Source organism: Streptomyces venezuelae, assembly GCF_008642315.1.
Lineage (GTDB): Bacteria > Actinomycetota > Actinomycetes > Streptomycetales > Streptomycetaceae > Streptomyces > Streptomyces venezuelae_D.
On sequence record NZ_CP029192.1, the window covers coordinates 1,586,603 to 1,605,756 of the forward strand.

At 71.5% G+C, this 19,154-nt stretch carries 16 protein-coding genes; 6 read left to right on the top strand and 10 right to left on the bottom strand.

Annotated features, from left to right (window positions below):
- Nucleotides 1-114: 114 nt before the first annotated feature.
- The 4 genes from cydC to DEJ48_RS06610 form a co-directional block, all read right to left on the bottom strand.
- Nucleotides 115-1,854, bottom strand: coding sequence for a thiol reductant ABC exporter subunit CydC (gene cydC / locus DEJ48_RS06595; protein WP_150215271.1), 1,740 nt, complete (start codon nt 1,852-1,854; stop codon nt 115-117).
- Nucleotides 1,851-3,653 (bottom strand): thiol reductant ABC exporter subunit CydD, encoded by a 1,803-nt coding sequence (cydD, locus tag DEJ48_RS06600; protein ID WP_150215272.1) that lies wholly within the window; start codon nt 3,651-3,653, stop codon nt 1,851-1,853. Before cydD ends, cydC begins: the two co-directional genes overlap by 4 nt.
- Nucleotides 3,654-3,705: 52 nt before the next feature.
- Nucleotides 3,706-4,728, bottom strand: coding sequence for a cytochrome d ubiquinol oxidase subunit II (gene cydB, locus DEJ48_RS06605; RefSeq protein WP_150215273.1), 1,023 nt, complete (start codon nt 4,726-4,728; stop codon nt 3,706-3,708).
- Between the two features lie 63 nt (nt 4,729-4,791).
- The gene (locus tag DEJ48_RS06610; RefSeq protein WP_150215274.1) at nt 4,792-6,090 is read right to left on the bottom strand and encodes a cytochrome ubiquinol oxidase subunit I; all 1,299 of its coding nucleotides are present in this window, start codon (nt 6,088-6,090) and stop codon (nt 4,792-4,794) included.
- Nucleotides 6,091-6,363: 273 nt separating this feature from the next.
- Here DEJ48_RS06610 and DEJ48_RS06615 point away from each other — a divergent pair, with 273 nt between their 5' ends.
- The 6 genes from DEJ48_RS06615 to DEJ48_RS06640 all read left to right on the top strand — a co-directional run bounded on the left by DEJ48_RS06615 (nt 6,364) and on the right by DEJ48_RS06640 (nt 12,201).
- Nucleotides 6,364-7,290: a LysR family transcriptional regulator gene (locus tag DEJ48_RS06615; protein WP_150215275.1), complete on the top strand. Its 927-nt coding sequence runs from the start codon at nt 6,364-6,366 to the stop codon at nt 7,288-7,290.
- 239 nt (nt 7,291-7,529) lie between these two features.
- Entirely contained in the window at nt 7,530-7,853 is a 324-nt protein-coding gene (locus DEJ48_RS06620) for a 2Fe-2S iron-sulfur cluster-binding protein (RefSeq protein WP_150215276.1), read from the top strand.
- Nucleotides 7,853-9,073, top strand: coding sequence for an NAD(P)/FAD-dependent oxidoreductase (locus DEJ48_RS06625; protein WP_150215277.1), 1,221 nt, complete (start codon nt 7,853-7,855; stop codon nt 9,071-9,073). The genes DEJ48_RS06620 and DEJ48_RS06625 overlap by 1 nt, the downstream gene beginning before the upstream one ends.
- 205 nt (nt 9,074-9,278) lie before the next feature.
- Nucleotides 9,279-10,115 (top strand): PhzF family phenazine biosynthesis isomerase, encoded by an 837-nt coding sequence (locus DEJ48_RS06630; protein ID WP_150215278.1) that lies wholly within the window; start codon nt 9,279-9,281, stop codon nt 10,113-10,115.
- Between the two features lie 242 nt (nt 10,116-10,357).
- Nucleotides 10,358-11,524 carry a phage tail sheath family protein gene (locus tag DEJ48_RS06635; protein ID WP_150215279.1) on the top strand — a complete coding sequence of 389 codons (1,167 nt, stop codon included), beginning with the start codon at nt 10,358-10,360 and terminating at the stop codon, nt 11,522-11,524.
- A 47-nt stretch (nt 11,525-11,571) separates the two neighbouring features.
- Nucleotides 11,572-12,201 (top strand): hypothetical protein, encoded by a 630-nt coding sequence (locus DEJ48_RS06640; protein WP_150215280.1) that lies wholly within the window; start codon nt 11,572-11,574, stop codon nt 12,199-12,201.
- Between the two features lie 175 nt (nt 12,202-12,376).
- Here the strand turns inward: DEJ48_RS06640 and DEJ48_RS06645 are convergent, their stop codons facing one another.
- From DEJ48_RS06645 to DEJ48_RS06670, 6 genes are all read right to left on the bottom strand, one after another.
- A complete protein-coding gene (locus DEJ48_RS06645; RefSeq protein WP_150215281.1) occupies nt 12,377-13,552 on the bottom strand; it encodes a hydroxymethylglutaryl-CoA synthase in 1,176 nt (391 codons plus the stop codon).
- A gap of 3 nt (nt 13,553-13,555) precedes the next feature.
- A complete protein-coding gene (locus DEJ48_RS06650; RefSeq protein ID WP_150215282.1) occupies nt 13,556-14,617 on the bottom strand; it encodes a hydroxymethylglutaryl-CoA reductase in 1,062 nt (353 codons plus the stop codon).
- The gene (fni, locus tag DEJ48_RS06655; RefSeq protein WP_150215283.1) at nt 14,614-15,705 is read right to left on the bottom strand and encodes a type 2 isopentenyl-diphosphate Delta-isomerase; all 1,092 of its coding nucleotides are present in this window, start codon (nt 15,703-15,705) and stop codon (nt 14,614-14,616) included. Before fni ends, DEJ48_RS06650 begins: the two co-directional genes overlap by 4 nt.
- Nucleotides 15,702-16,835, bottom strand: a complete 1,134-nt coding sequence (locus tag DEJ48_RS06660) for a phosphomevalonate kinase (protein WP_150215284.1) — start codon at nt 16,833-16,835, stop codon at nt 15,702-15,704. Before DEJ48_RS06660 ends, fni begins: the two co-directional genes overlap by 4 nt.
- Complete coding sequence (gene mvaD / locus DEJ48_RS06665) at nt 16,832-17,887, bottom strand: diphosphomevalonate decarboxylase (RefSeq protein WP_411757429.1); 1,056 nt, start codon at nt 17,885-17,887, stop codon at nt 16,832-16,834. Before mvaD ends, DEJ48_RS06660 begins: the two co-directional genes overlap by 4 nt.
- A gap of 119 nt (nt 17,888-18,006) precedes the next feature.
- A complete protein-coding gene (locus DEJ48_RS06670; protein WP_263399434.1) occupies nt 18,007-18,897 on the bottom strand; it encodes an aromatic prenyltransferase in 891 nt (296 codons plus the stop codon).
- Between the last annotated feature and the right edge of the window lie 257 nt (nt 18,898-19,154).

The following is a 19,154-nucleotide window of genomic DNA, read 5'->3' on the forward strand; positions in this document are numbered from 1 at the left end:
CACCCACAGGTCGAGCACCTCGAAGGTCGTCCGAGGAGGGACAATCCTGGACGTGTCGCCGGGCCTTGGCAAGAGGGACTCGGCGGGCCATCCGGCTGCGGTTCCGAGCGTGTGTCAGAGCGCCGCGGCGGCCAGGCCGTCCGTCGCGGATTCGAGGTCCTCCGGGGTGGCGGGACGGATGCGGCCCCGGTCCACGGTGACGATCTCGTCGGCGTCCGCGAGGCCCGCGCGCTCGTGCGTGACCAGGAGCGTGGTGCGGCCGCGGGTGGCGTCGAGGATGTCGGCGAGCACCTCGGCCGCGGTGTCCGGGTCCAGGCCCTCGGTGGGTTCGTCGAGGACGAGGACGGGCGGGTCGGCGAGGAGCGCGCGGGCCAGCAGCAGACGGCGGCGCTGCCCCCCCGACACGGTGGCGCCGTCGCCGCCGAGCACGGTCTCCCAGCCCTGTGGCAGCGATTCGATCCAGTCCAGGATCCTGGCTCTGCGGGCCGCTTCGCGCAGTTCGGCGTCGGTGGCGTCGGGGGCGGCGAGGACGAGGTTGGCGCGGATCGTGGCGTGGAAGAGGTGCGCGTCCTGCGTCATGCCGGTGATGGCCCGGCGGGCGTCGGCTCCCGTGCAGTCGCTGAGTTCCCGCCCGCCGACGCGGATGCTCCCCGCCTCGTACGGCACGAACCGCATGAGTGCCGCGATCAGGGTGGATTTGCCGGAGCCGCTGGCCCCGACGAGCACCACCCGGCGGCCGGCAGGCAGGCTCAGGCTCGCGCCGTCCAGTGCCGGGGGGCCGTCCTGGACGTGGCGGACCCGCAGGTCGGTGATGGTCACGTCGAGCGGTACGTCGGTGGGCAGCGGGTCCGGGGTCCGTGGGTCGGCGACGGGCGCCGGGGTGTCGAAGAGGTCGGCGAGGCGCTGTGCGGAGGCCCGAACCTCGACGAAGCGACGGGCGGCGGCGGGCAGCGGCGCGAGCGCGTCGAAGGAGACGAGCGCGAGGACGGCGAGGACGGCGAGTTGCACAGCGGGCAGGTCGCCCGCCGCGTGGGCGCGCAGCGCGAGCCAGGTGACGCCGACCGTCGCCACGCCCTGCAGCACGAGCACGAGCGCCTGGGCCAGGGATGTCGTGAGCGCCTTGTGGCGTTCCAGCGCGGCGATCCGTGCGGTGACGGCGCGGGCCCGGTCGTGGGTGCGGCCGCGGGCGCCGTACGCGGCGAGGTCGGCGGCGCCCCGGGTCAGATCGACGGTGACGGCGGCGAGTTCGGCGCGCGCCGCCTTCTCCGCGCGGCCCGCGCGGCGGGACAGGACCAGAACCCCGGCGGGCACGAGGATGCCCGCCACGGCCAGCAGCAGACCGAGCAGCACGCCCGCTCCGGGCAGCAGTACGGCGACCGTGCCGGTGGCGGCCGCGGCGACCACGAACGCAGCCGTGGCCGGGATCATGACGCGCAGCAGCAGATCCTGTGCGGCGTCGACGTCGTCGACGAGGCGGGTCAGCAGGTCACCGCTGCGGAAGGCGGGGGTGCCCGCGGGGGCGAGCGGCACGAGCGCCTCGAACACCCGGGCGCGGAAGCCCGCGACGGCGCGCAGCACGCCGTCGTGGCCGAGGAGCCGGTCGACGTAGCGGAGCGCGCCGCGGCTGAGGGCGAGGGCCCGTACGGCGACGATCGCGACGCTCACCGCGGCGAGGGGCGGCTGTTCGGCGGCGCGGGTGATGAGCCAGGCGGCGGTGGCCATGAGCCCGACGGCGGCGAGCTCGCTGCCGGCCGCGGCGAGGGCGGCGGGCAGCAGCCTGCGCCAGTACGGCAGGAGGTGGCGCAGCAGACGGACGGTGGGCCGCCCCTGTCGCCCACTGTCGTACGAGGTCATCGGACCACCATTCTTTCCGCGGGGGCGCACTCGGGGCCGGGATCGGGATCACGGGTGCTGCCGGGTTCACGGGTGCCATCGGGTTCGCGTGCGGGATCGGGGTCACCGGCGGGGTCGGGTTCACCAGCAGGATCGGGGTCACCGGCGGGGTCGTTGATCGTGCCTGCCCGCACCGTGATGACGCGGTCCGCGTGCGGCAGCAGGCTCGTGCGGTGGGCGACCACGATCGCCGTGCGGCCGCGCATGAGGGCGACCGTGGCGCCCGTCACGGCGGCCTCGCTCTCGGGGTCGAGGTGTGCGGTCGGTTCGTCGAGCAGCAGCACGGGCGCGTCCTTGAGGAACGCACGGGCCAGCGCGATCCGTTGGCGCTGTCCCGCGGAGAGCCCCGCGCCCTGTTCGCCGAGCAGCGTGTGGTACGCGTGGGGCAGCCCCTCCACGAAGAGGTCGGCGGAGGCGGCGCGGGCCGCGTCCCGCACCTCGGCGTCGCTCGCGTCGGGGCGGCCGAGGCGGATGTTGTCCGCGACGGTCCCCGCGACGAGGTGCGGGCGCTGCGGCACCCACGCCACCTGGGTGCACCAGTCGTCGGGGGCGAGGCCGGCGAGGTCCGTGCCGTCGGCCTCGATCCGGCCCGAGAGGGGGGTGACGAAGCCGAGGAGCAGGGACAGGATCGTGGACTTGCCCGCGCCGCTCGGGCCGACCAGGGCGATGTGCTCGCCGGGGCGGATGGTCAGGGAGACGTCGCGCAGAGCGGGTTCGGCGCGGCCCGGGTAGTGGACGGTCACGCCGTGGAGGGCGAGCGACGCCGTGCGGGCGTCGGGCACCGGGGTGCGGCCCGCGTCGGCCGGGGCCGCGTCCGCGTCGTCGAGGGCGGCGAAGACCCGTTCGGCGACCGCGATGCCCTCGGAGCTGTCGTGGAAGGCGGCGCCCATGGCCCGGAGCGGCAGATAGGCCTCGGGGGCGAGGAAGAGGACGACGAGCGCCGTCTGGAGGCCGACGTCGCCGTCCAGCAGCCGCAGTCCGACCGGGACGGCGACCAGGGCGACGGAGAGGGTGGCGACGGTCTCCAGGACGAGGGAGGAGAGGAAGGCGAGGCGCAGGGTCCGCATGGTGGCACGCCGGTGCGCGTCCGCCATGTCGCGTACCACGGTGGTCTGGTGGTGCTCGCGGCCGAAGGCGCGCAGCGTCGGCAGCCCGGACACGACGTCGAGGAAGTGCCCGCCGAGCCGGGAGAGCAGCCGCCATTGGCGGGCGGTGCGTCGGGCGGTGTGCATGCCGACCAGTGCGCCGAGGACGGGGATGAGCGGCAGGGTGATGGCGATGATCAGCGCCGAGCTCCAGTCGGTCCAGCCCACCCAGGCGACGACGGTGAGGGGGACGACCGCGGCGCCCGCCATGGTGGGCAGGTAGCCGACGACGTAGGGGTCCAGCGCGTCGAGGCCGCGGGTGAGCAGGGTGGCCGTCTCCCCGTGGCGGCGGTCCGCGAGCCGCAGGGGTCCGGTCCGGTGCAGCTGTCCGGTGATCCGGTCGCGCAGGGTGGCCTTGGCATCGGCCGCGGCGCGCTGCGCGAGCGTGCCGCGGGCCCAGGTGAGCAGGGCCCGCAGCGCCATGACGGTGCCCAGTGCGGCCAGTGTGCCGGTGCGGATCCCGTGTCCGGCGAAGCCGTCCGCGAGCGCCGTCGCCAGCAGGACCGCCTGGGCGACGATGAGCCCGGCGCCCGTCAGGGCCAGTACCGAGGAGTACGTCACGTGGCGCCGCAGTGCGGGGACTTCCCGCATCAGGCGGCGTTCGACGGGCTTCATCGTGGGGTGCCTCTCGTCGCTGTCCGGGCTCAGAAGTGACTGCTGTCCGGGCTCAGAAGTAGCTGGGGTGGCGTTGGCCCGTCCGCCCCCGGAAGGCCCACCAGCTCCAGAACTGGTAGGCGAGGATCGTCGGGACCACCAGGACCCCGAAGCCGCTGAGGATCTTCAGGGTGGCGTCGTCGGTGACGGCGTGCTCGATGTCCAGGCCCGCGCCCGCGTGCGTGATCAGGAGGTACGGGTACTGGCCGGCCCCCAGGAGAAGTACGGGCAGCGCGGTCGCGGTGCAGGTCGCGGCGAACGCGAGGACGCCGTGTCCGCGGTGGAGGTGCCACCAGGCGGCGGCGACGGACGCCGCGAACAGGGCGGTGACCGCCACGGAGGCCGTCCGGTTGGTCATCGAGGCGCCCGACCCGAAGGACGTGAGGAGCAGGGCGAGGGCACCCGCCGCGGCGGCGCCGATGAGCAGCTGCGCTCCCAACCGGCTTGCTCGCGCGGCTAGTTCGGGGCCGGAGCGAAGGGCCACGAAGGCCGCTCCGTGCGCGGCGAAGAGCAGCATGGCGGTGGCACCGCAGGCCAGCACGAACGGTGTGAACACCTCGTCGGCCCCGACGTGGAAACTGTCGTCCGCGCGGCGCGGCACGCCGTTCAGCAGCAGCCCCACGACGAGCCCCCAGGACACGGCGGGAACGGCACCGCCGAAGACGATCAGGGCGTCCCACGTCCGGCGGCCGCCGGCGCTGTGGGCGCGACGGCGCAGCTGGACCGCGGCGTTCCCGACGACCAGGCCGGCGAGGATCGCCACGATCAGCGGATACATGGCAGTCAGGAGGGTGCCTTCGAGGTGCGGGAAGGCTCCGAACAGGACTCCGGCGAAGCCGACCAGCCAGACCTCGTTCCCGAGGAAGAACGGCGCGATGGCGTCGAGGGCGGCGTTGCCGCTGGTGCGCTTCTCCTCCTGACCGTCGCGGCCGAGGAAGGGGTGCAGCATCTGCGCGCCGTAGTCGTAGCCGCCGAGTACGAAGTACCCGGTGAGCAGCAGGCCCAGCAGGGCCAGCCAGACAGTCTCCAGACTCATCTCGCTCAACTTTCCGTTACATCAGGGGTGTTCGTCGCGGGGTGGGGGACGGTTCCGTCGGGCTCAGAGCACGGGCACCGGCTGCTTCTCGCCGGTGCCGCCCGGCCCCGCGGGCAGGTCGTCGGGCAGTGGCTCGTCGGCGCCGAGCTGGGTGGCGTCGGGGCCGCGGAGCGCGAACCGGGTGATCAGGGTCCAGTTCGTCACGGCCAGTGCGACGAAGATGGTGATGAACAGGGTGCAGGAGACGAGCAGCGAACTCTTCCCGACGTGGGAGAGGGCGCTGTTGACGGTCAACTCGCCGTAGATGACCCAGGGTTGACGCCCCACTTCGCGGACCACCCAGCCGCCCACGGAGGCGATGAACGGGAGCGGGACGGTGGCGACCAGGATCCAGGAGGCCCAGCGCCAGCGCATCAGCCGGTCCTTCCAGAGAAGGACGAGCGCGAGGAAGGTGATCGTGGACACCGTGTTGCCGATGAGCGTCATGGCGTCCATCGAGATCCGCATGGTGTCCTGCCAGGGCACGTAGTTGCCGGGGCCGTGGTCCCGTACGAGCTGGGCCTGCACTTCGGCGACTCCGCTGTTCTCCAGGACCGCGTCCTTCATGGGCTGGGTCCGCTCGATGATCGGTCGCTGCATCTCGCCGACGACCACGACGAAGAAGGACGCGACCGTCGACACCCACAGGCCCAGCTTCATGGAGGTGCGGAAGAGTTCGGTCTCCTTCGTGTGTCGCAGGAAGTGGTACGCGCTGATCCCGGCGATGAAGACGCCGCCCGTCGTCAGGGCGCCCAACGAGAGGTGCAGAAGCGCCACCAGGGAGCTGGAGTTGGTGAGCAACGCGCCGAAGTCGGTCAAGTAGGCCACTCCGTCGCGGACTTCGTAGCCGACCGGGTGCTGCATGAAGCCGTTGGCTATCAGGATCCAGTACCCGGAGGCATACGCGGTCAGGGCGACCAGCCAGATCAGCGTGACGTGCACGCCTCTGCGCAGGCGGCCCCAGCCGAATATCCACATGCCGAGGAAGGTGGACTCGGCGAAGAAGGCGATGAGGGTTTCGAGAGCCAGCGGTGCGCCGAAGACGTTGCCCGCGAACTTGCTGACGCCGCTCCAGCTGAGCCCGAACTGGAACTCCATGACGAGGCCGGTGACGATGCCGACCGCGTAGTTGATGACGTAGAGCTGGCCCCAGAAGCGCGTCATGCGCTCCCGGACCGCTCTCTTGGCGGGCTCATGGGTGAACGCGGCCCGGGTGTGCATGATCGCGACGATGGGGACGAGCCCCATGGTCAGGATCACGAACAGCCAGTGGATGCCGGTCGTGGCCGCGAACTGGAGTCGGGCCAGATCCGCAGCGCTCATGGTGCGACCTTCCTGGAGGAACAGTGGCCGGTGGGACGGCAGGGGGATGTGGTGGGACGGCAGAGGTAGGAGATGCAGGCGTGGGAGAAGCAGGCGTGGGAGAAGCCGACGGTTGGGAAAGCGGGCCCCCGCTTCGCGTGTGCAGGTGTCCGGCGCCGTTGCCGTTCACCCGTGCGGTGGCCTCGACGAGAACCGTAGGGAGAATTCCTTATGCATTCCAAGACCGGTTCTGCCATGTGAGGATGACCCGGAAGGCATAAGTGAAGGTGGACCATGGATCTTCTGCAGTTGCGCTACTTCCAAGCCGTCGCCCGTTTTGAGCACATGAGCCGAGCCGCCGAGGAGTTGCGCGTCGCCCAGCCCTCCCTCAGCCGCACGATCGCGCGCCTCGAGGACGACCTCGGCACGCCCCTGTTCGACCGGCAGGGCCGCCGTATCCGGCTCAACCAGTACGGCGTGGTGTTCCTGGCCCACGTGGACCGTGCGCTGAGCGAACTCGACGACGCCCGGCGGGCGTTGCAGGACGCCCGTGACACGGCGTTCGGCCGGGTGAGCGTCGCTTCCGAGACCCTCCTGACGATCACCCATCTGCTCGGCAGCTTCCGGGCCGCCTATCCCCGCGCCAACGTCCGGCTCTACCAGTCGAACGCCGAGGAGATGGACCGCCAACTCCGCGCCGGTGAGGTCGACTTCTGCGTGGCGTCACAGACGCTGTCCGGCACGAACCTCGACTCGGTCGAGCTCGCCGCCGAGGAGGTGCTCCTCGCCGTTCCGCGCGGCCATTGGCTCGACGGCCAGGACAGCGTCACGATCCGCGAGATCGCCACCGAGCCCTTCGTCACCACCCGCCCCGGCCAGTGGCAACGCGCTCTGCTCGACCGCCTGTTCGCGGCCGAAGGGCTCAAACCCATCCTGTCCTGCGAGGGCAACGAACCGGGCGCGAGCCAGAACATGATCAGCGCGGGCCTCGGCATCGGCCTGATCCCGGCGATGTCCCGGCAGGCGGGCACGGAGTCCCAGGTGCCGGTGGCCTGGGTGCACGTGAACGCCCCCGACTGCCACCGGGTGCTCACCCTGGCGTGGAACCGCGACGCCTATCTCTCCGACGCGGCCCTGAAGTTCAGGGAGTTCACCACCAGCAGGCCCTTCATGACGCACCGGCTGCCCGACCCGCGCCGCGCACTCAAGCGTCGCGCCTGAGAGTCGCGGCGGACCCTGGCCCGGCCGGAATCGGTTTGGTACGCTCCCCCCGCTGCCACAGCCCTGGCCCAGGACGTCGCGTGTCCCGACGGCCGGCATGTGGAGGCGGATCGGCAGGGGTGTCGCGTTCCCCCACCGACTGCCGCTCCGCCCTCTTCGCCCTTTCGTCTTCCACCCGCAAGGCATTCCGCATCACTGCCCGCCTCGGGCGCGCCCGGATGCCGACAAGGAGTTCCGTCATGCCCAAGATCACGTATGTCAACGTCGACGGCGACCAGACCTCGGTCGACGTCCCGGCCGGCACCAGCGTCATGCGCGGCGCCGTCTTCAACGACATCGACGGAATCGTCGCCCAGTGCGGCGGCAACATGCAGTGCGCCACCTGCCACGTCTACGTGGACGAGTCCACGCTCGACAAGCTGGACCCGCCGCAGGAGCAGGAGGACGAGATGCTCGGTTTCACCGCGTGCCCGCGCCGGCCCAACAGCCGGCTGAGCTGCCAGCTCAAGTCGAGCGACGCCCTCGACGGCCTCATCGTCCACACCCCCGAACGGCAGAACTGATGGCGGGCGGCGCACCCCCCGAGTCGGTCGTCGTGGTGGGGGCCGGGCAGGGCGGCTACCAGACCGCGGCCTCCCTGCGCGAGCACGGCTACCGGGGAGGCATCACCCTCATCAGCGCCGAGGACGCCCTCCCCTACGAACGTCCGCCGCTGACCAAGGCCTACCTCAAGGGCGAGGCGGACGAGGCCATGCTGTGGCTGCGCCCCGCGACGTACTACGTACGCCAGTCGATCGACCTGGTCTCCGGCACCGTCACGGAGATCGACCCGGCCGCACGCTCGGTACGGCTGTCCGACGGCTCCACGTACGACTACGGGCACCTCGTCCTCGCCACCGGCGCCACGCCCCGGACGCTCGACGTGCCGGGCGCGGAGCTGCGCGGCGTCCACACCCTGCGCACCGCGCAGGACGCCGCCGCGCTGCAGTCGTCGCTGGCCGGGGCGCGGCGCGTCGTGGTGGTGGGGGCGGGCTTCATCGGTCTGGAGTTCGCCGCCGTGGCACGGGAGGCGGGTGTCCGGGTGACGGTGGTCGAGACGCTCGACCGCCCGCTCGCCCGGGCCGTCTCGGCGTACACCGCCGCGCACTTCACCCGGCTGCACCGGCGGCACGGCACGGAGTTGCTGTTCGGGCAGAGCGTCAAGTCCTTGCAGGGCGACAGCCGTTCCCATGTCAAGGCGGTGGAGCTCGCCGACGGCAGCAGGCTCCCCGCGGACCTCGTCCTGATCGGTGTCGGTGTCACCCCGCGCACGGAGCTGGCCGCCGCGGCCGGGCTTCCGGTGCACGGCGGGATCGCCGTCGACTCCCGGCTGCGGACCGCCGATCCGCACATCTCCGCCATCGGTGACTGTGCGGCGTTCCCGCAGGTGCGGTCCGGCAGCAGGCTGCGGCTCGAATGCGTCCAGAACGCCGTCGGGCACGGCAGGTCGGTCGCCGAACGGCTCGCGGGGACGTCCCGTGCGTACGACGAACTGCCCTGGTTCTGGAGCGATCAGTTCTCCACGACCGTGCAGATCGCCGGTTTCGACGAGGGGCACGACAGCGAAGTGGTGCTCGGCACCGACCCGGACGCCTTCTCCGTACTCCTCTTCCGCGGGGACGATCTGCAGGCGGTCGAGTCCGTCAACCGGCCCGGGGACCATGCCGCGGCCCGCCGTCTCCTGACGCAGGGCACGGCCCCGACGCCCGAGGAGGCCTCGGCACCGGGATTCGGCCTCAAGTAGGGCCTGTGGCGGAAGTCCCGCCCTGCCCCGCCGCGCAACCCCCGAAGCGCCGTCGCACCCCACGCCCGGCGTCATTCCAGCGGGATTCAGTCCCGATCTGAGACCGATCGCGCATCGTAGGCATCGTTCCGCACCGCATCCCGTGAACCGCCGGGCCGGCGTCCTCCCCCGAGCGCCGGCCCGGCACCTCGACAGTGGAGAACTGATGCACAACTACGTAGTGGTCGACGCCTTCGCCCGAGAACCTCTCACCGGCAACCCCGTCGCGGTGTTCTTCGACGCCGACGACCTCAGCGCCGAGCAGATGCAGCGCATCGCGCGGGAGATGAACCTCTCGGAGACCACGTTCGTCCTCGGACCCGAGCAGGGCGGCGACGTACACGTGCGGATCTTCACGCCGGTCAACGAACTCCCGTTCGCCGGGCACCCGTTGCTGGGCACCGCCATCGCGCTGGGGAGGCGCACCGACGCGGACCAGCTGCGGATCGAGACCGCCATGGGGGTGATCCCCTTCGAGCTGCGGCGCGTGGGCGGGAAGGTCGTCTCGACGAGCATGCGCCAGCCGGTGCCCGTGTGGGAGCCCTTCGACCGTGCCGACGAGCTCCTCGAGGCTTTGGGCGTCCGCGAGTCGACGCTGCCGGTGGAGATCTACCGCAACGGACCGCGGCACGTCCTGGTCGGCTTCGAGAGCTTCGAGGCCCTGTCGAAGGTGGACCCCGACCACCGCGCGCTCGCGAGCTTCCCCGACATGGCGACGAACTGCATCGCCGGTTCCGGGACCGTCTGGCGCAACCGCATGTTCTCGCCCGCGTACGGAGTCGTGGAGGACGCCGCCACCGGTTCTGTCGCGGGACCCATCGCCATCCACATCGCCCGGCACGGCCTCGCCTCGTACGGGCAGCTCATCGAGATCACCCAGGGCATCGAGATCGGCCGCCCCTCCCCCATGAGCGCGCTGGTCCAGGGCGACGGCGAGCGCGTCGATTCCGTCGACGTGTCGGGCCACGGCGTCGTCACGCTCGAAGGCATGATCCATGTCTGATGTCCGGCACGGCGCGCTCCGCTCCTGAACCGGACCTCGAAGCTGCCGCCCTCCCCCGGCGCGCACCGCGCCCCGGGGCCCCACACCGGCACCGCCGGGCGCGCTCTGTCCAACTGCCCAAGGAATCCACCGCCCTGGTGCGCACTCCGGCAGGCTGAAGCTCCGTCGGGCCGAGACCCGGCCGCCACGGTCCGCGCCGTCCGGCGACGGACCTCCCCTCACGTCGCGTCCGAGGAGTCTGCATGCCCCAACAGCAGTCGGATCAACCACGCACGGAAACCGTCACCGGGCCCCTCATCCACGGCGTGCACACGTCGGTGGCCGCTTTCCTCGGGGACGCCCCGGGTCTGCCGGGCAAGCCGGCCTTCGTCCGGCATCCGCTGGAGTTCCTCGAGGCGTTCTCCCTGCGTCCAGACGTCGGGAACGCGGGAACCGCCGGGGACGCGCCGTCCTTCGTGCACGACGCCGTGCTCGGCCACTTCCGCAACGGGGGTGGCGGCGCGTGGGTCCTGGGAACGGGGCCCGACGCGACGGGCGTCGGCGGGGAGCGGGACCGAGTCGCCGCCTACCGCACCGCTCTCGCCAGGCTGGAGCGCCTGCCCGAGATCAGCCTCGTGGTGGCGCCCGATCTGTGGCGGGTGGCAAAGGACGCGGAGCTCGTCGCGCGGGAGATCGCCGCGCACTGCGGCCGCACCGGGCACCGGGTCGCCCTGCTCCACACCCGGCAGGGGCTCGCCCCCGCCGACGTGCGCGCCAGGCCGTTCGGGCTCGCCGAGCCGGACGCCCGGTACGTCGCCGTCCACTATCCGTGGGTCACGGTGACCGAGGTCGGCGGGCACGAACGGGTGGTGCCGCCGTCGGGACACGTCTCGGGGATGTACTGCCGCACCGACGCGGAGCACGGGGTCCGGACGCCGCCGACGGGCACGCTGGTGGGAGTGGTGCGGCAGGAGCGTGAACTGACCGAGGACGAGGAGGAGTCGGTCAGCCGTCTCGGGGTGAACTGCCTGCGGCTCGTCAAGGGGCGGGGTGTCCGGGCACTGAGCGCGCACACGCTGTCCGCTGATGCCGCGTGGGCGGACGTCGGGGTGTGCCGCCTGGTGAACTTCACCCGGGCCTCGCTCGAACGGGGCGCCCCCTGGGCGGCGTTCGAGTCGAACACCGCCCGGCTGCGGGCGTTGATACAGCAGGCCGCCACGACCTTCCTCAAGGGGCTGTGGCGCCAGGGGGTGCTGCCCGGCGGCTCCGCCGACGAGGCGTTCGAGGTCGTCTGCGACGACACCAACAACACCCCCGAGGACGTGGCGCGGGGCCGCGTGAATCTCGACGTCGCGCTCGCCGCCCTGCGTCCTGCCGCGTTCGTGACGTTCCGCGTCCGGCGCGACATCGGCCACAGTGCCGCCATCTGACCGGGACGGCCCGCCGGGCCGTCCAGTGACAACAAGGAGACACATCCATGGAGATTCACTCATGCTCGGGACACCACGGAGCAGAGATACCTGATGCCACCGGCTCACTGCTCTGCGACGCCTGCGTGGGAAGGCTGGAGCGGGATCTGCGCGCGCTCCCCGGCCTCCATCAGGAAGGCCTGCACCACGTGATGGCCACGTCCCGGCGGCGCAACCCGACCAGGGTGTCGGGGAGCCGGAGGCGGGACCACCTGAACGTCTCCGCGCTCGACGCCCGGAGCAACATCGTCGCCATTCTGGAATCGTGGGCGAGTTACGTGGCGGATGAACTCGGGACCACGGTCCCGAGCCGTTCCGTACCGCACCTGACGTGCTTCCTCCTGCTCCACCTGGAGTGGCTGACGGCCCAGCCGCCGGCCGAGGACTTCGCGGCGGAGATCCAGGGGCTGCAGACCGAACTGCTCCGCGTCATCGACTCCGACCAGACGGAGCGGACGCCGCTCACCAGCCAGTGCGTGGTGGACAGGTGCCCGGGCACGATCGACGCGTCGCCGCGGAGTTCCGGTGCCGCGGACCGGGACAGCAGCATCAGCTGCTCGTCGGGGCATTCGTGGGAGGTGCGGGAGTGGCTCGTCCTGCGGCACCTCATCGACCGGCAGCGCAAGGAAGCCGCGTGACCGGCGCCGTCCCGCGCGGATAGCGGCGGGGAAGGCTTCGCGGGACGCTCGGCCTGCTCAGCGGGAGAGAGCAGGGTGGGGCGCGACGGAGCCGACGGCGGAGGCGGCCGTGGCACGCGGGTGCGTGTCACGGCCGCCTCCGTCCGCCGCGGCGGCGCGGGCGACGGTCACGTGGCTACCGTCGTTCGTAGATCCGCTTGTGGCCGCGGAGTCCGGCGAGACGGAACTGCCCGCCGCTCTGCACGGGCGTCGGGTGGTCCCCGCCGTCGGTCGGGAACGACCGCTCGTGCAGCTCCCGGTAGCCCGCGTAGTCGAGGACCGTGCGGCGCGCGATGGCCTCCCGGTGCTCGGCGGTGCGCAGCCTGTCGCGGTAGCCGGCGACGACCTGGCCCGCGAAGAACTCCGCGACGCTGCCCGAGCCGTAGCTCAGGAAGCCGATGGAGCGGCCCGTGAGGTCGTCGGCCTGGTCCAGGAGCGCGGCGAGGCCGAGGTACACGGACGCCGTGTAGCTGTTGCCGATGACCCGGTTGTACGCCGTCGTCTGCCCGAGCGCCTGCTCGATGGCGTCCTTGTCGGTGTCGTGGCCGCAGTAGTTGAGCAGGTGGCGGTGGGCCTTGTACGCCATCTTGGTGAAGGGCTGGTGGTAGCAGAACGCGGCGAACTCGTCGAGCGCGTGCCCGCCCTGCTCCGAGTAGTCCTTCCAGCAGCCCTCGACGGCCTGGAGGTAGGCGGAGATCGACTCCTGCCCGTCGACGAGCGCGGCGTCCCGGTAGTTGGGCCGCCAGAAGTCCATCACGTCCGCGGTGAAGAGACCGGACGGGCCGTCGAACCTGATGAGCTGCGGGTCCGCGCCGACGAGCATCGCGACGGCGGCCGCACCCTGCGTGGCCTCGCCAGGGCTGTCCAGCTCGTACTTGGACACGTCGCTGGCGATCACGAGGACCTGCTGCGAGGGGTCGCGCGCCACCAGGCCCAGCGCGAACTGGAGCCCGGCGGTCGCCCCGTAGCAGGCCTGCTTCAGCTCCACCACGCGGGCCTGGGAGGGCAGCCCGAGCAGCGAATGGACGTACACGCCGCCCGACTTGGCCTGGTCGATGGACGACTCCGTGGCGAAGACGACCGTGCGGATCCGGTCGCCGCCGTGCCGCTCCACGATCGGGGCGGCCGCGGCGGCGCCCAGCGTGACGATGTCCTCGTCGGCCGCCGGCACGCTCATCGACTCCTGGCCGATGCCGATGTGGTACTTGCCGATCTCCGTGCCGTTGTGCTCGGCGAGCGCCGTGTGCGGCAGCACGAACTCGGACGTCGCGAACGACAGGTCGTGAATCCCTATGCCTGAGTCACTGGTCATGCCTCACACACCCACCTTTTCCGACTTGTCGCCGCGCTCCAACTGGACGTGCGCACGCATCAGTTCACCGGGGTTCGTCTGGGCGGCGAGGAGCGAGAGCTCGCCGCACAGGACCGTCGCCGCCCCGATCACCGCGAGGCGGCGGGCGTTCTCGCCGGGCTCGCGGTCGACCCGGCAGCCGAGCCGGGCGAGGTTGGTCTCCACGAACTCGATGCCCTTGCCGTTGCCGACCGTGCCGACGATCAGGTTCGGCAGGGTGCAGGCGAAGTAGAGGTCGCCGTCGCGGTCCTCGGCCATGGTGACGCCCTGCGAGCCCTCGACGATGTTGGCCGCGTCCTGGCCGGTGGCGAGGTAGAAGCCGAGCAGCATGTTGGCGTAGTGCGCGTTCGCCGAGCGGATGCCGCCGGCGAGCAGGGTGCCGAGCATGTTCTTGCGGATGTTCAGCTGGACGACCTTCGCGGCCGTCGTGTGCAGGACGTCGGTGACGACGTCGCGCGGGATCAGGAGCTCCGTGACCACGTTCTTGCCGCGGCCGAGGATGCCGTTGATCGCGGTGGCCTTCTTGTCCGTGCAGTAGTTGCCGGAGATGGAGCCGTAGGAGATGCCCGGGATGGTGTCGAGCAGGTGCTTCAGGAGCGCGTCGGACGCGAGCGTCGCCATGTTGTGCCCGGACGCGTCACCGGTGGTGAACTCGAACCGGATGAACAGCAGGTTGGCGTTGATCTCGTGTCGGATGTCGATCAGGTGCGCGAACCGGCTGCAGCCGCGCACCACTTCGCGCAGCTCGTCGATCCGTGCCTCGATGGCCCGTGCGGCGACGTACGCGGTCTGCGCGTCGGTCGCCTCCACGAGCACCGAGCGGGTCATCCGCTCGTCGACGAGGGTGGCGACGATGCCGTCCTCGGCGAGCATGGAGACCTTCGCGCCGCGGCCCACGGAGGGCCACAACGGCGTCTCGTAGGTGGCGAGCGGAACCTGGGTCTCGACGTTGGCGACGTTCCCGGTGATGCGCAGGGGGCCCACCCACCGCATCGGAACGCCGGCAATCGCGTGTGTCTCGGTCATCGGGTGCTTCCCGTCAGTTGGTGGGCGGCTTCGGCGGAGCGGGAACGCTGCGCGAACGGCCCGGTCTCGATGCCTCGGTCGGCGCAGAAGGAACGGAGTTCGCCGTGGATCAGCAGGTCACAGCGTGTGAGGTCGGCGGGGGTGCGCGCGCCGAGCATGGTCTGGAGGGCGGCGAGCTGGTCGAGCCACGTCGAGATCTGCGCGATCAGCGCGGCGACGCCCTCGTCCTTGAGGGTGCGCAGGAATCCGCCGGAGGCGCCGACGGCGGACGCGCCGAGTGCCAGCGCACGGGCGACGTCGAGCGCGTGGCGCACACCGCCGGAGGCGAGCACGGGGATGCCGACGTCCTGCGTGTCGAGGAGGCAGGCCGCGGTGGACTGCCCCCAGCCGTGCAGGAACGCGTACTCGCCGAGTGCGCGCCGGCCGTTCTCGATGCGGGCGAAGTCCGTGCCGCCGCGGCCGCCGAGGTCGGCGACCTGGACGCCGAGGCTCTCGATGAGCAGGACGGTCTCCCGGCTGAGGCCGTTGCCGACCTCCTTGACGATCACGGGCACCTCGACGGCCGCCGCGATCTTCTCGATCTGCGGGACCCAGGAGGAGAACGACCGGTCGCCCTCGGGCATCGGTGTTTCCTGCGCGGTGTTGATGTGGATCTGCAGGGCGTCGGCCTCCACGAGGTCGATGGCGCGCTGCACCCGGTCGACCGAGGCCGTCGCGTTGACGTTGGCCAGCACGAACCCGTCGGGGTTCTCCTTGCGCAGCACGCTGAACGTGTCGGCGCAGGACGGGTCCTTGAAGTACGCGCTCATGGACCCGGAGGCGACGGCGACGCCGGTCTCGCGGGCGGCGATGGCCAGGTCGCGGTTGATGACGCCGGTGCCGGCGCTGCCGCCGGTCATCGCGTTGATGTAGAGGGGTACGGGCCAGGAGATGCCGGCGAAGGTCGTGGCCAGGGACACGTCCGGCCGGTCGATGCCGGCCAGGGCGTGGTGGACGAACGACACCTCGTCGAACTGGTTGTGTCCGCTGAGCTGACGCTGGTGCTCGACAGCGAGCCGGACGTGGTCGTCCTTGCGTTGAGAGATCATTCTGCGTTCCCTTCCATGGCGGGACGGATCGGCAAGGGCCGCACGCCCGCCGTGGTCCACCGTTTCCGTACGTGGGCGATGTCCTGGGCCGCCTCGGCGTCGAGCAGCGCTATGCCGCAGTCGCCGCCGCCCGCTCCCGAGGGTTTCGCGGCGCCGCCGACGGCTTCGGCGGCCTCGCACAGTGCGGTCAGCCGTGGCGTGAAGATGCCGAGCCCGACCTCCTCGTCGATGCGGGCCAGCTCGTGCCGGGCGCGCCGGATCTGCCGCAGCAGGCCTTCGCCGTCGCCGCCCTCCAGCGCGTCGACCGCTGCCCGTACGAAGTCGTTGCTGGTCTCGACGAACGTCCGGTGCGAGGTGCTGCCCCGCCAGGTCCGCCGGTCGAGGCCGGAGACGAGGGACGAGGTGGAGGCGGGTGTCCCCGTCCAGCCGACTTCGAGGGCGAGGCCCGCGGGCCGGGGCAGTGCGCGCACGTCGTGGCCGGGCCAGGGCACGCGCAGGGCCTCCTCGATGCCCGCTCCGCGGGCCAGGTCGAGGACGGCGGCCCGGTCGGGTGCCCGGTAGGCGATCCAGCCGCCCCAGGTGCCGGCGGCGAGGTCGCCGCCGGAGGCCTTGGGTTCGAGGCCCGCCGTGGCGATCATCGCCAGCCGGAAGCGGGCGTCGCGCGTCAGGTGGAGGCCGCAGTGGGCCGCCACGGCGGCGACGGTCGCCACGACGACCGCGCCGCTGGACCCGAACCCGAACTTGGTTCCGTTGTCGTGCAGTTCGCTGCTGACGGACACGTCGAGCGCGGGTGCGGGCAGGCCTCGTTCGGCGAGCAGCAGGCCGACGGTCTCGACGGCCGCCGCCACGTGGGCGAAACCCTCGTGGAGCAGCTGCTCGTCGCGCGGTCGGGCCCCGCCGAGCCGCCCGTCGCGCCATCGGCAGTGCGCCGTGTGCGGGGTGAGATCGGAGGAGAGTACGACGACGACGCCTGCGGAGCCGGCGGGGTCTTCGGGGTCGGACACGGTGACGGTGACGTACCGGTCGACGGCGATCAGGATCGCCGGGTTGCCCGGCTCCACGACCGCGTACTCGCCGGCGACGAACAGTTTGCCCGGCGCGCGCCGGACGACCGTGGGCCGTCGGGTCACCGCCCTTCCCCGGTCAGCAGCCGGGCTCCGGGGCCGGGTCGGGCGATGTGGATGGCGCCGCCCTGCGCGGCGCCGCGCACGACTCCGGCCACCCGGTCGGCGTCCGCGTTGCGGCAGAGCACCTTCACGTTGGGCCCGGCGTCCATGGTGGCGTAGGCGAGGACACCGTCCTTCCTGAGCCGCAGCACGCTGTCGAGGACGGTGAGCGAGGCGGGCGACATGTAGCGCACGGCGGGGCGGGCGGCGAGCATCGTGGCGTGCATGCCGAGGGCGTTGCGTTCCGCGATCTCGCCGACCTCCTCGAGGTCGCCGCGGCCGAGGGCCCGGCGCATGTCCACGAGGTCGTCCTTGCTGGAGACGGCCCACGGCTCGAAGAGCGGCGAGGTGTCGACGGTCCTGCGCATGGCCGCTCTGCTGGACACGTCCTTGGGTCCGGCGTTGACGACGGCGACGACCAGGGCGGGGTCGAGGGGCCCGGCGGGGACCGGCTCGGCGTACGAGCTGAGGTCCGCCTCCTCCTCGGAGCCCTCGTGGTGTCCGGCGTGCCAGACCACGAAGTCGCCGAAGAGGGAACGGGACGCCGACCCCGATCCGCGCCGGGCCAGCCGGGACAGGGCGGTGGCGTCGAGGTCGAGGCCGTACGCGGCGGCCGCGGCGACGGCGAGGGCGGCGAAGCCGCTCGCGGAGGACGCGAGGCCCGCCCCGGTGGGGACGGTGTTCTCGGTGTCGACGACGGCGCGGTCGGCGACTCCGGCGCGCTCGCGCACCAGGTCGAGGAAGGCGACGATGCGCCGCCGCGCCTCCCCTTCCGCGGGTGCGCCGCCGAGCGTCACTTCGTCGTGGTCCGCCTCGGGCGCACGGCGGACGTCGGTGGTGGTCGGGAAGATGTCCAGGGTCATCGAGAGGCTGTCGGTGCGCGGCAGGATGAGCCGCTCGTCGCGCTTGCCCCAGTACTTGATGAGCGCGATGTTCGGGTGCGCCACCGCGGTCGCGGTGCCCCCCGTCGCTCGCGGTGCGGTACGTACCGCGGTGATCTGCTGTTCAGTGCTCACGTCCGGCGCTCCCCCTCAGCGGTACGACTCCGTGCAAATGGAAAAGGCTTGTGGAGAAGCAGGTCTCTGCTTCTCCACAAGCCGTTGATCTCGGTATTGCCGCCCTGGCGGGCGGCGTGTCAGGACTCGGAATGGAGCAGTCCCTCGACGGTCGACTGCCACTGGTAATACGACGCGACCTTGTGGTATTCGCCTTTGGGTGTCGACGCGATGCCGTACACGAAATTGTGCCCCTCCGTGCTGTACGGGGCGTTCTCGAGGAGCCGGTCGAATACCGGCGTCATCTCGACCGCGAGGCCGCGCGGCTCGGGCGTCATGGCGGCATAACTGACCCGCTGGATCTTCGGTGAATCCCAACTCATGGTGGTGTAGATGGAGAACGACCGCTCGCAGAGCTTCAGCAATTCCTCGCTCGGCTCCGGCAGTCCGAGTTCGGCCAGGATCGCCCGGACGCCCTGCGCCTCGAAGCAGCCGGCCGGCACCTCTCGGCCGCCGCCCGCGCCGAAGTACAGGTTGGTGGTGCGGTTCCCGTAGTCGATCCCGACCGTGGCCACGATGTCGTCGAGGCCGTACTTCCTGAAGAAGTCGCGGTTGGCGGCCACGGCGGCCGGAATCGAGGGAAGTTCGATGAGCTGGTCGATCGTCAGCAGGTGGGACGCGCTGGGAAAGGACCAGGTCTTCGCGAAACCACCGACGACACCGAAGTCGACGCCGCAACTCTCGATGGGGAGGTTCTGGTGGACCTCCTTCAGGAGGCTGCCGGCCGGGTGGTCCGTCTTCGGGGTGAGGCCGTGCTCCAGGGCTCGGGCATACGGGTCGAGGCCCTTCGGCAGCATGGTGAAACGACAGTCCAGTTCGTCCGTGCTTCTTCCCGTCGCCGCCCGGAAGGAGATGACGGCCTGACCGAAAACGTCCTGGAATGCATTCAGGATGGGCCAGACCTTGTCGTGCGAAGCGGTAACATCCACCACCTGAGCCGTTTTCTCGATGATCGAGTACAGCTCTGCCAAGTCGGTGGTTCCTGACATTATTCCTCCACTTGTCGATCTGGGCGTCCGTCGATCGCCGGGGCCGCATCGCGACATGAGGTCGCCGGTCCCACGCGGTCCGCGAAAGGCGCGGCAAAGGGAGGGGACCGTCATGGGCAACGGGATGTGAAAGGGAGTCGGTACTGCGCCGAGTGCGGACTCGGCCTCGCCTGGACGAACCGGCGGCTACGACACTCGACTCGCGGCCTCAGAACAGATTTTGGGCAGAGTCGGCGCGC

What these genes read in the sequence shown, in the direction of transcription:
- cydC (WP_150215271.1), bottom strand. Translation starts at nt 1,854, where the DNA reads ATGACCTCGTACGACAGTGGGCGACAGGGGCGGCCCACCGTCCGTCTG.
- cydB (WP_150215273.1), bottom strand. Translation starts at nt 4,728, where the DNA reads ATGAGTCTGGAGACTGTCTGGCTGGCCCTGCTGGGCCTGCTGCTCACC.
- cydD (WP_150215272.1), bottom strand. Translation starts at nt 3,653, where the DNA reads ATGAAGCCCGTCGAACGCCGCCTGATGCGGGAAGTCCCCGCACTGCGG.
- DEJ48_RS06620 (WP_150215276.1), top strand. Translation starts at nt 7,530, where the DNA reads ATGCCCAAGATCACGTATGTCAACGTCGACGGCGACCAGACCTCGGTC.
- DEJ48_RS06650 (WP_150215282.1), bottom strand. Translation starts at nt 14,617, where the DNA reads ATGACCGAGACACACGCGATTGCCGGCGTTCCGATGCGGTGGGTGGGC.
- DEJ48_RS06610 (WP_150215274.1), bottom strand. Translation starts at nt 6,090, where the DNA reads ATGAGCGCTGCGGATCTGGCCCGACTCCAGTTCGCGGCCACGACCGGC.
- DEJ48_RS06630 (WP_150215278.1), top strand. Translation starts at nt 9,279, where the DNA reads ATGCACAACTACGTAGTGGTCGACGCCTTCGCCCGAGAACCTCTCACC.
- fni (WP_150215283.1), bottom strand. Translation starts at nt 15,705, where the DNA reads ATGATCTCTCAACGCAAGGACGACCACGTCCGGCTCGCTGTCGAGCAC.
- DEJ48_RS06615 (WP_150215275.1), top strand. Translation starts at nt 6,364, where the DNA reads ATGGATCTTCTGCAGTTGCGCTACTTCCAAGCCGTCGCCCGTTTTGAG.
- DEJ48_RS06625 (WP_150215277.1), top strand. Translation starts at nt 7,853, where the DNA reads ATGGCGGGCGGCGCACCCCCCGAGTCGGTCGTCGTGGTGGGGGCCGGG.
- DEJ48_RS06640 (WP_150215280.1), top strand. Translation starts at nt 11,572, where the DNA reads ATGGAGATTCACTCATGCTCGGGACACCACGGAGCAGAGATACCTGAT.
- DEJ48_RS06635 (WP_150215279.1), top strand. Translation starts at nt 10,358, where the DNA reads ATGCCCCAACAGCAGTCGGATCAACCACGCACGGAAACCGTCACCGGG.
- DEJ48_RS06645 (WP_150215281.1), bottom strand. Translation starts at nt 13,552, where the DNA reads ATGACCAGTGACTCAGGCATAGGGATTCACGACCTGTCGTTCGCGACG.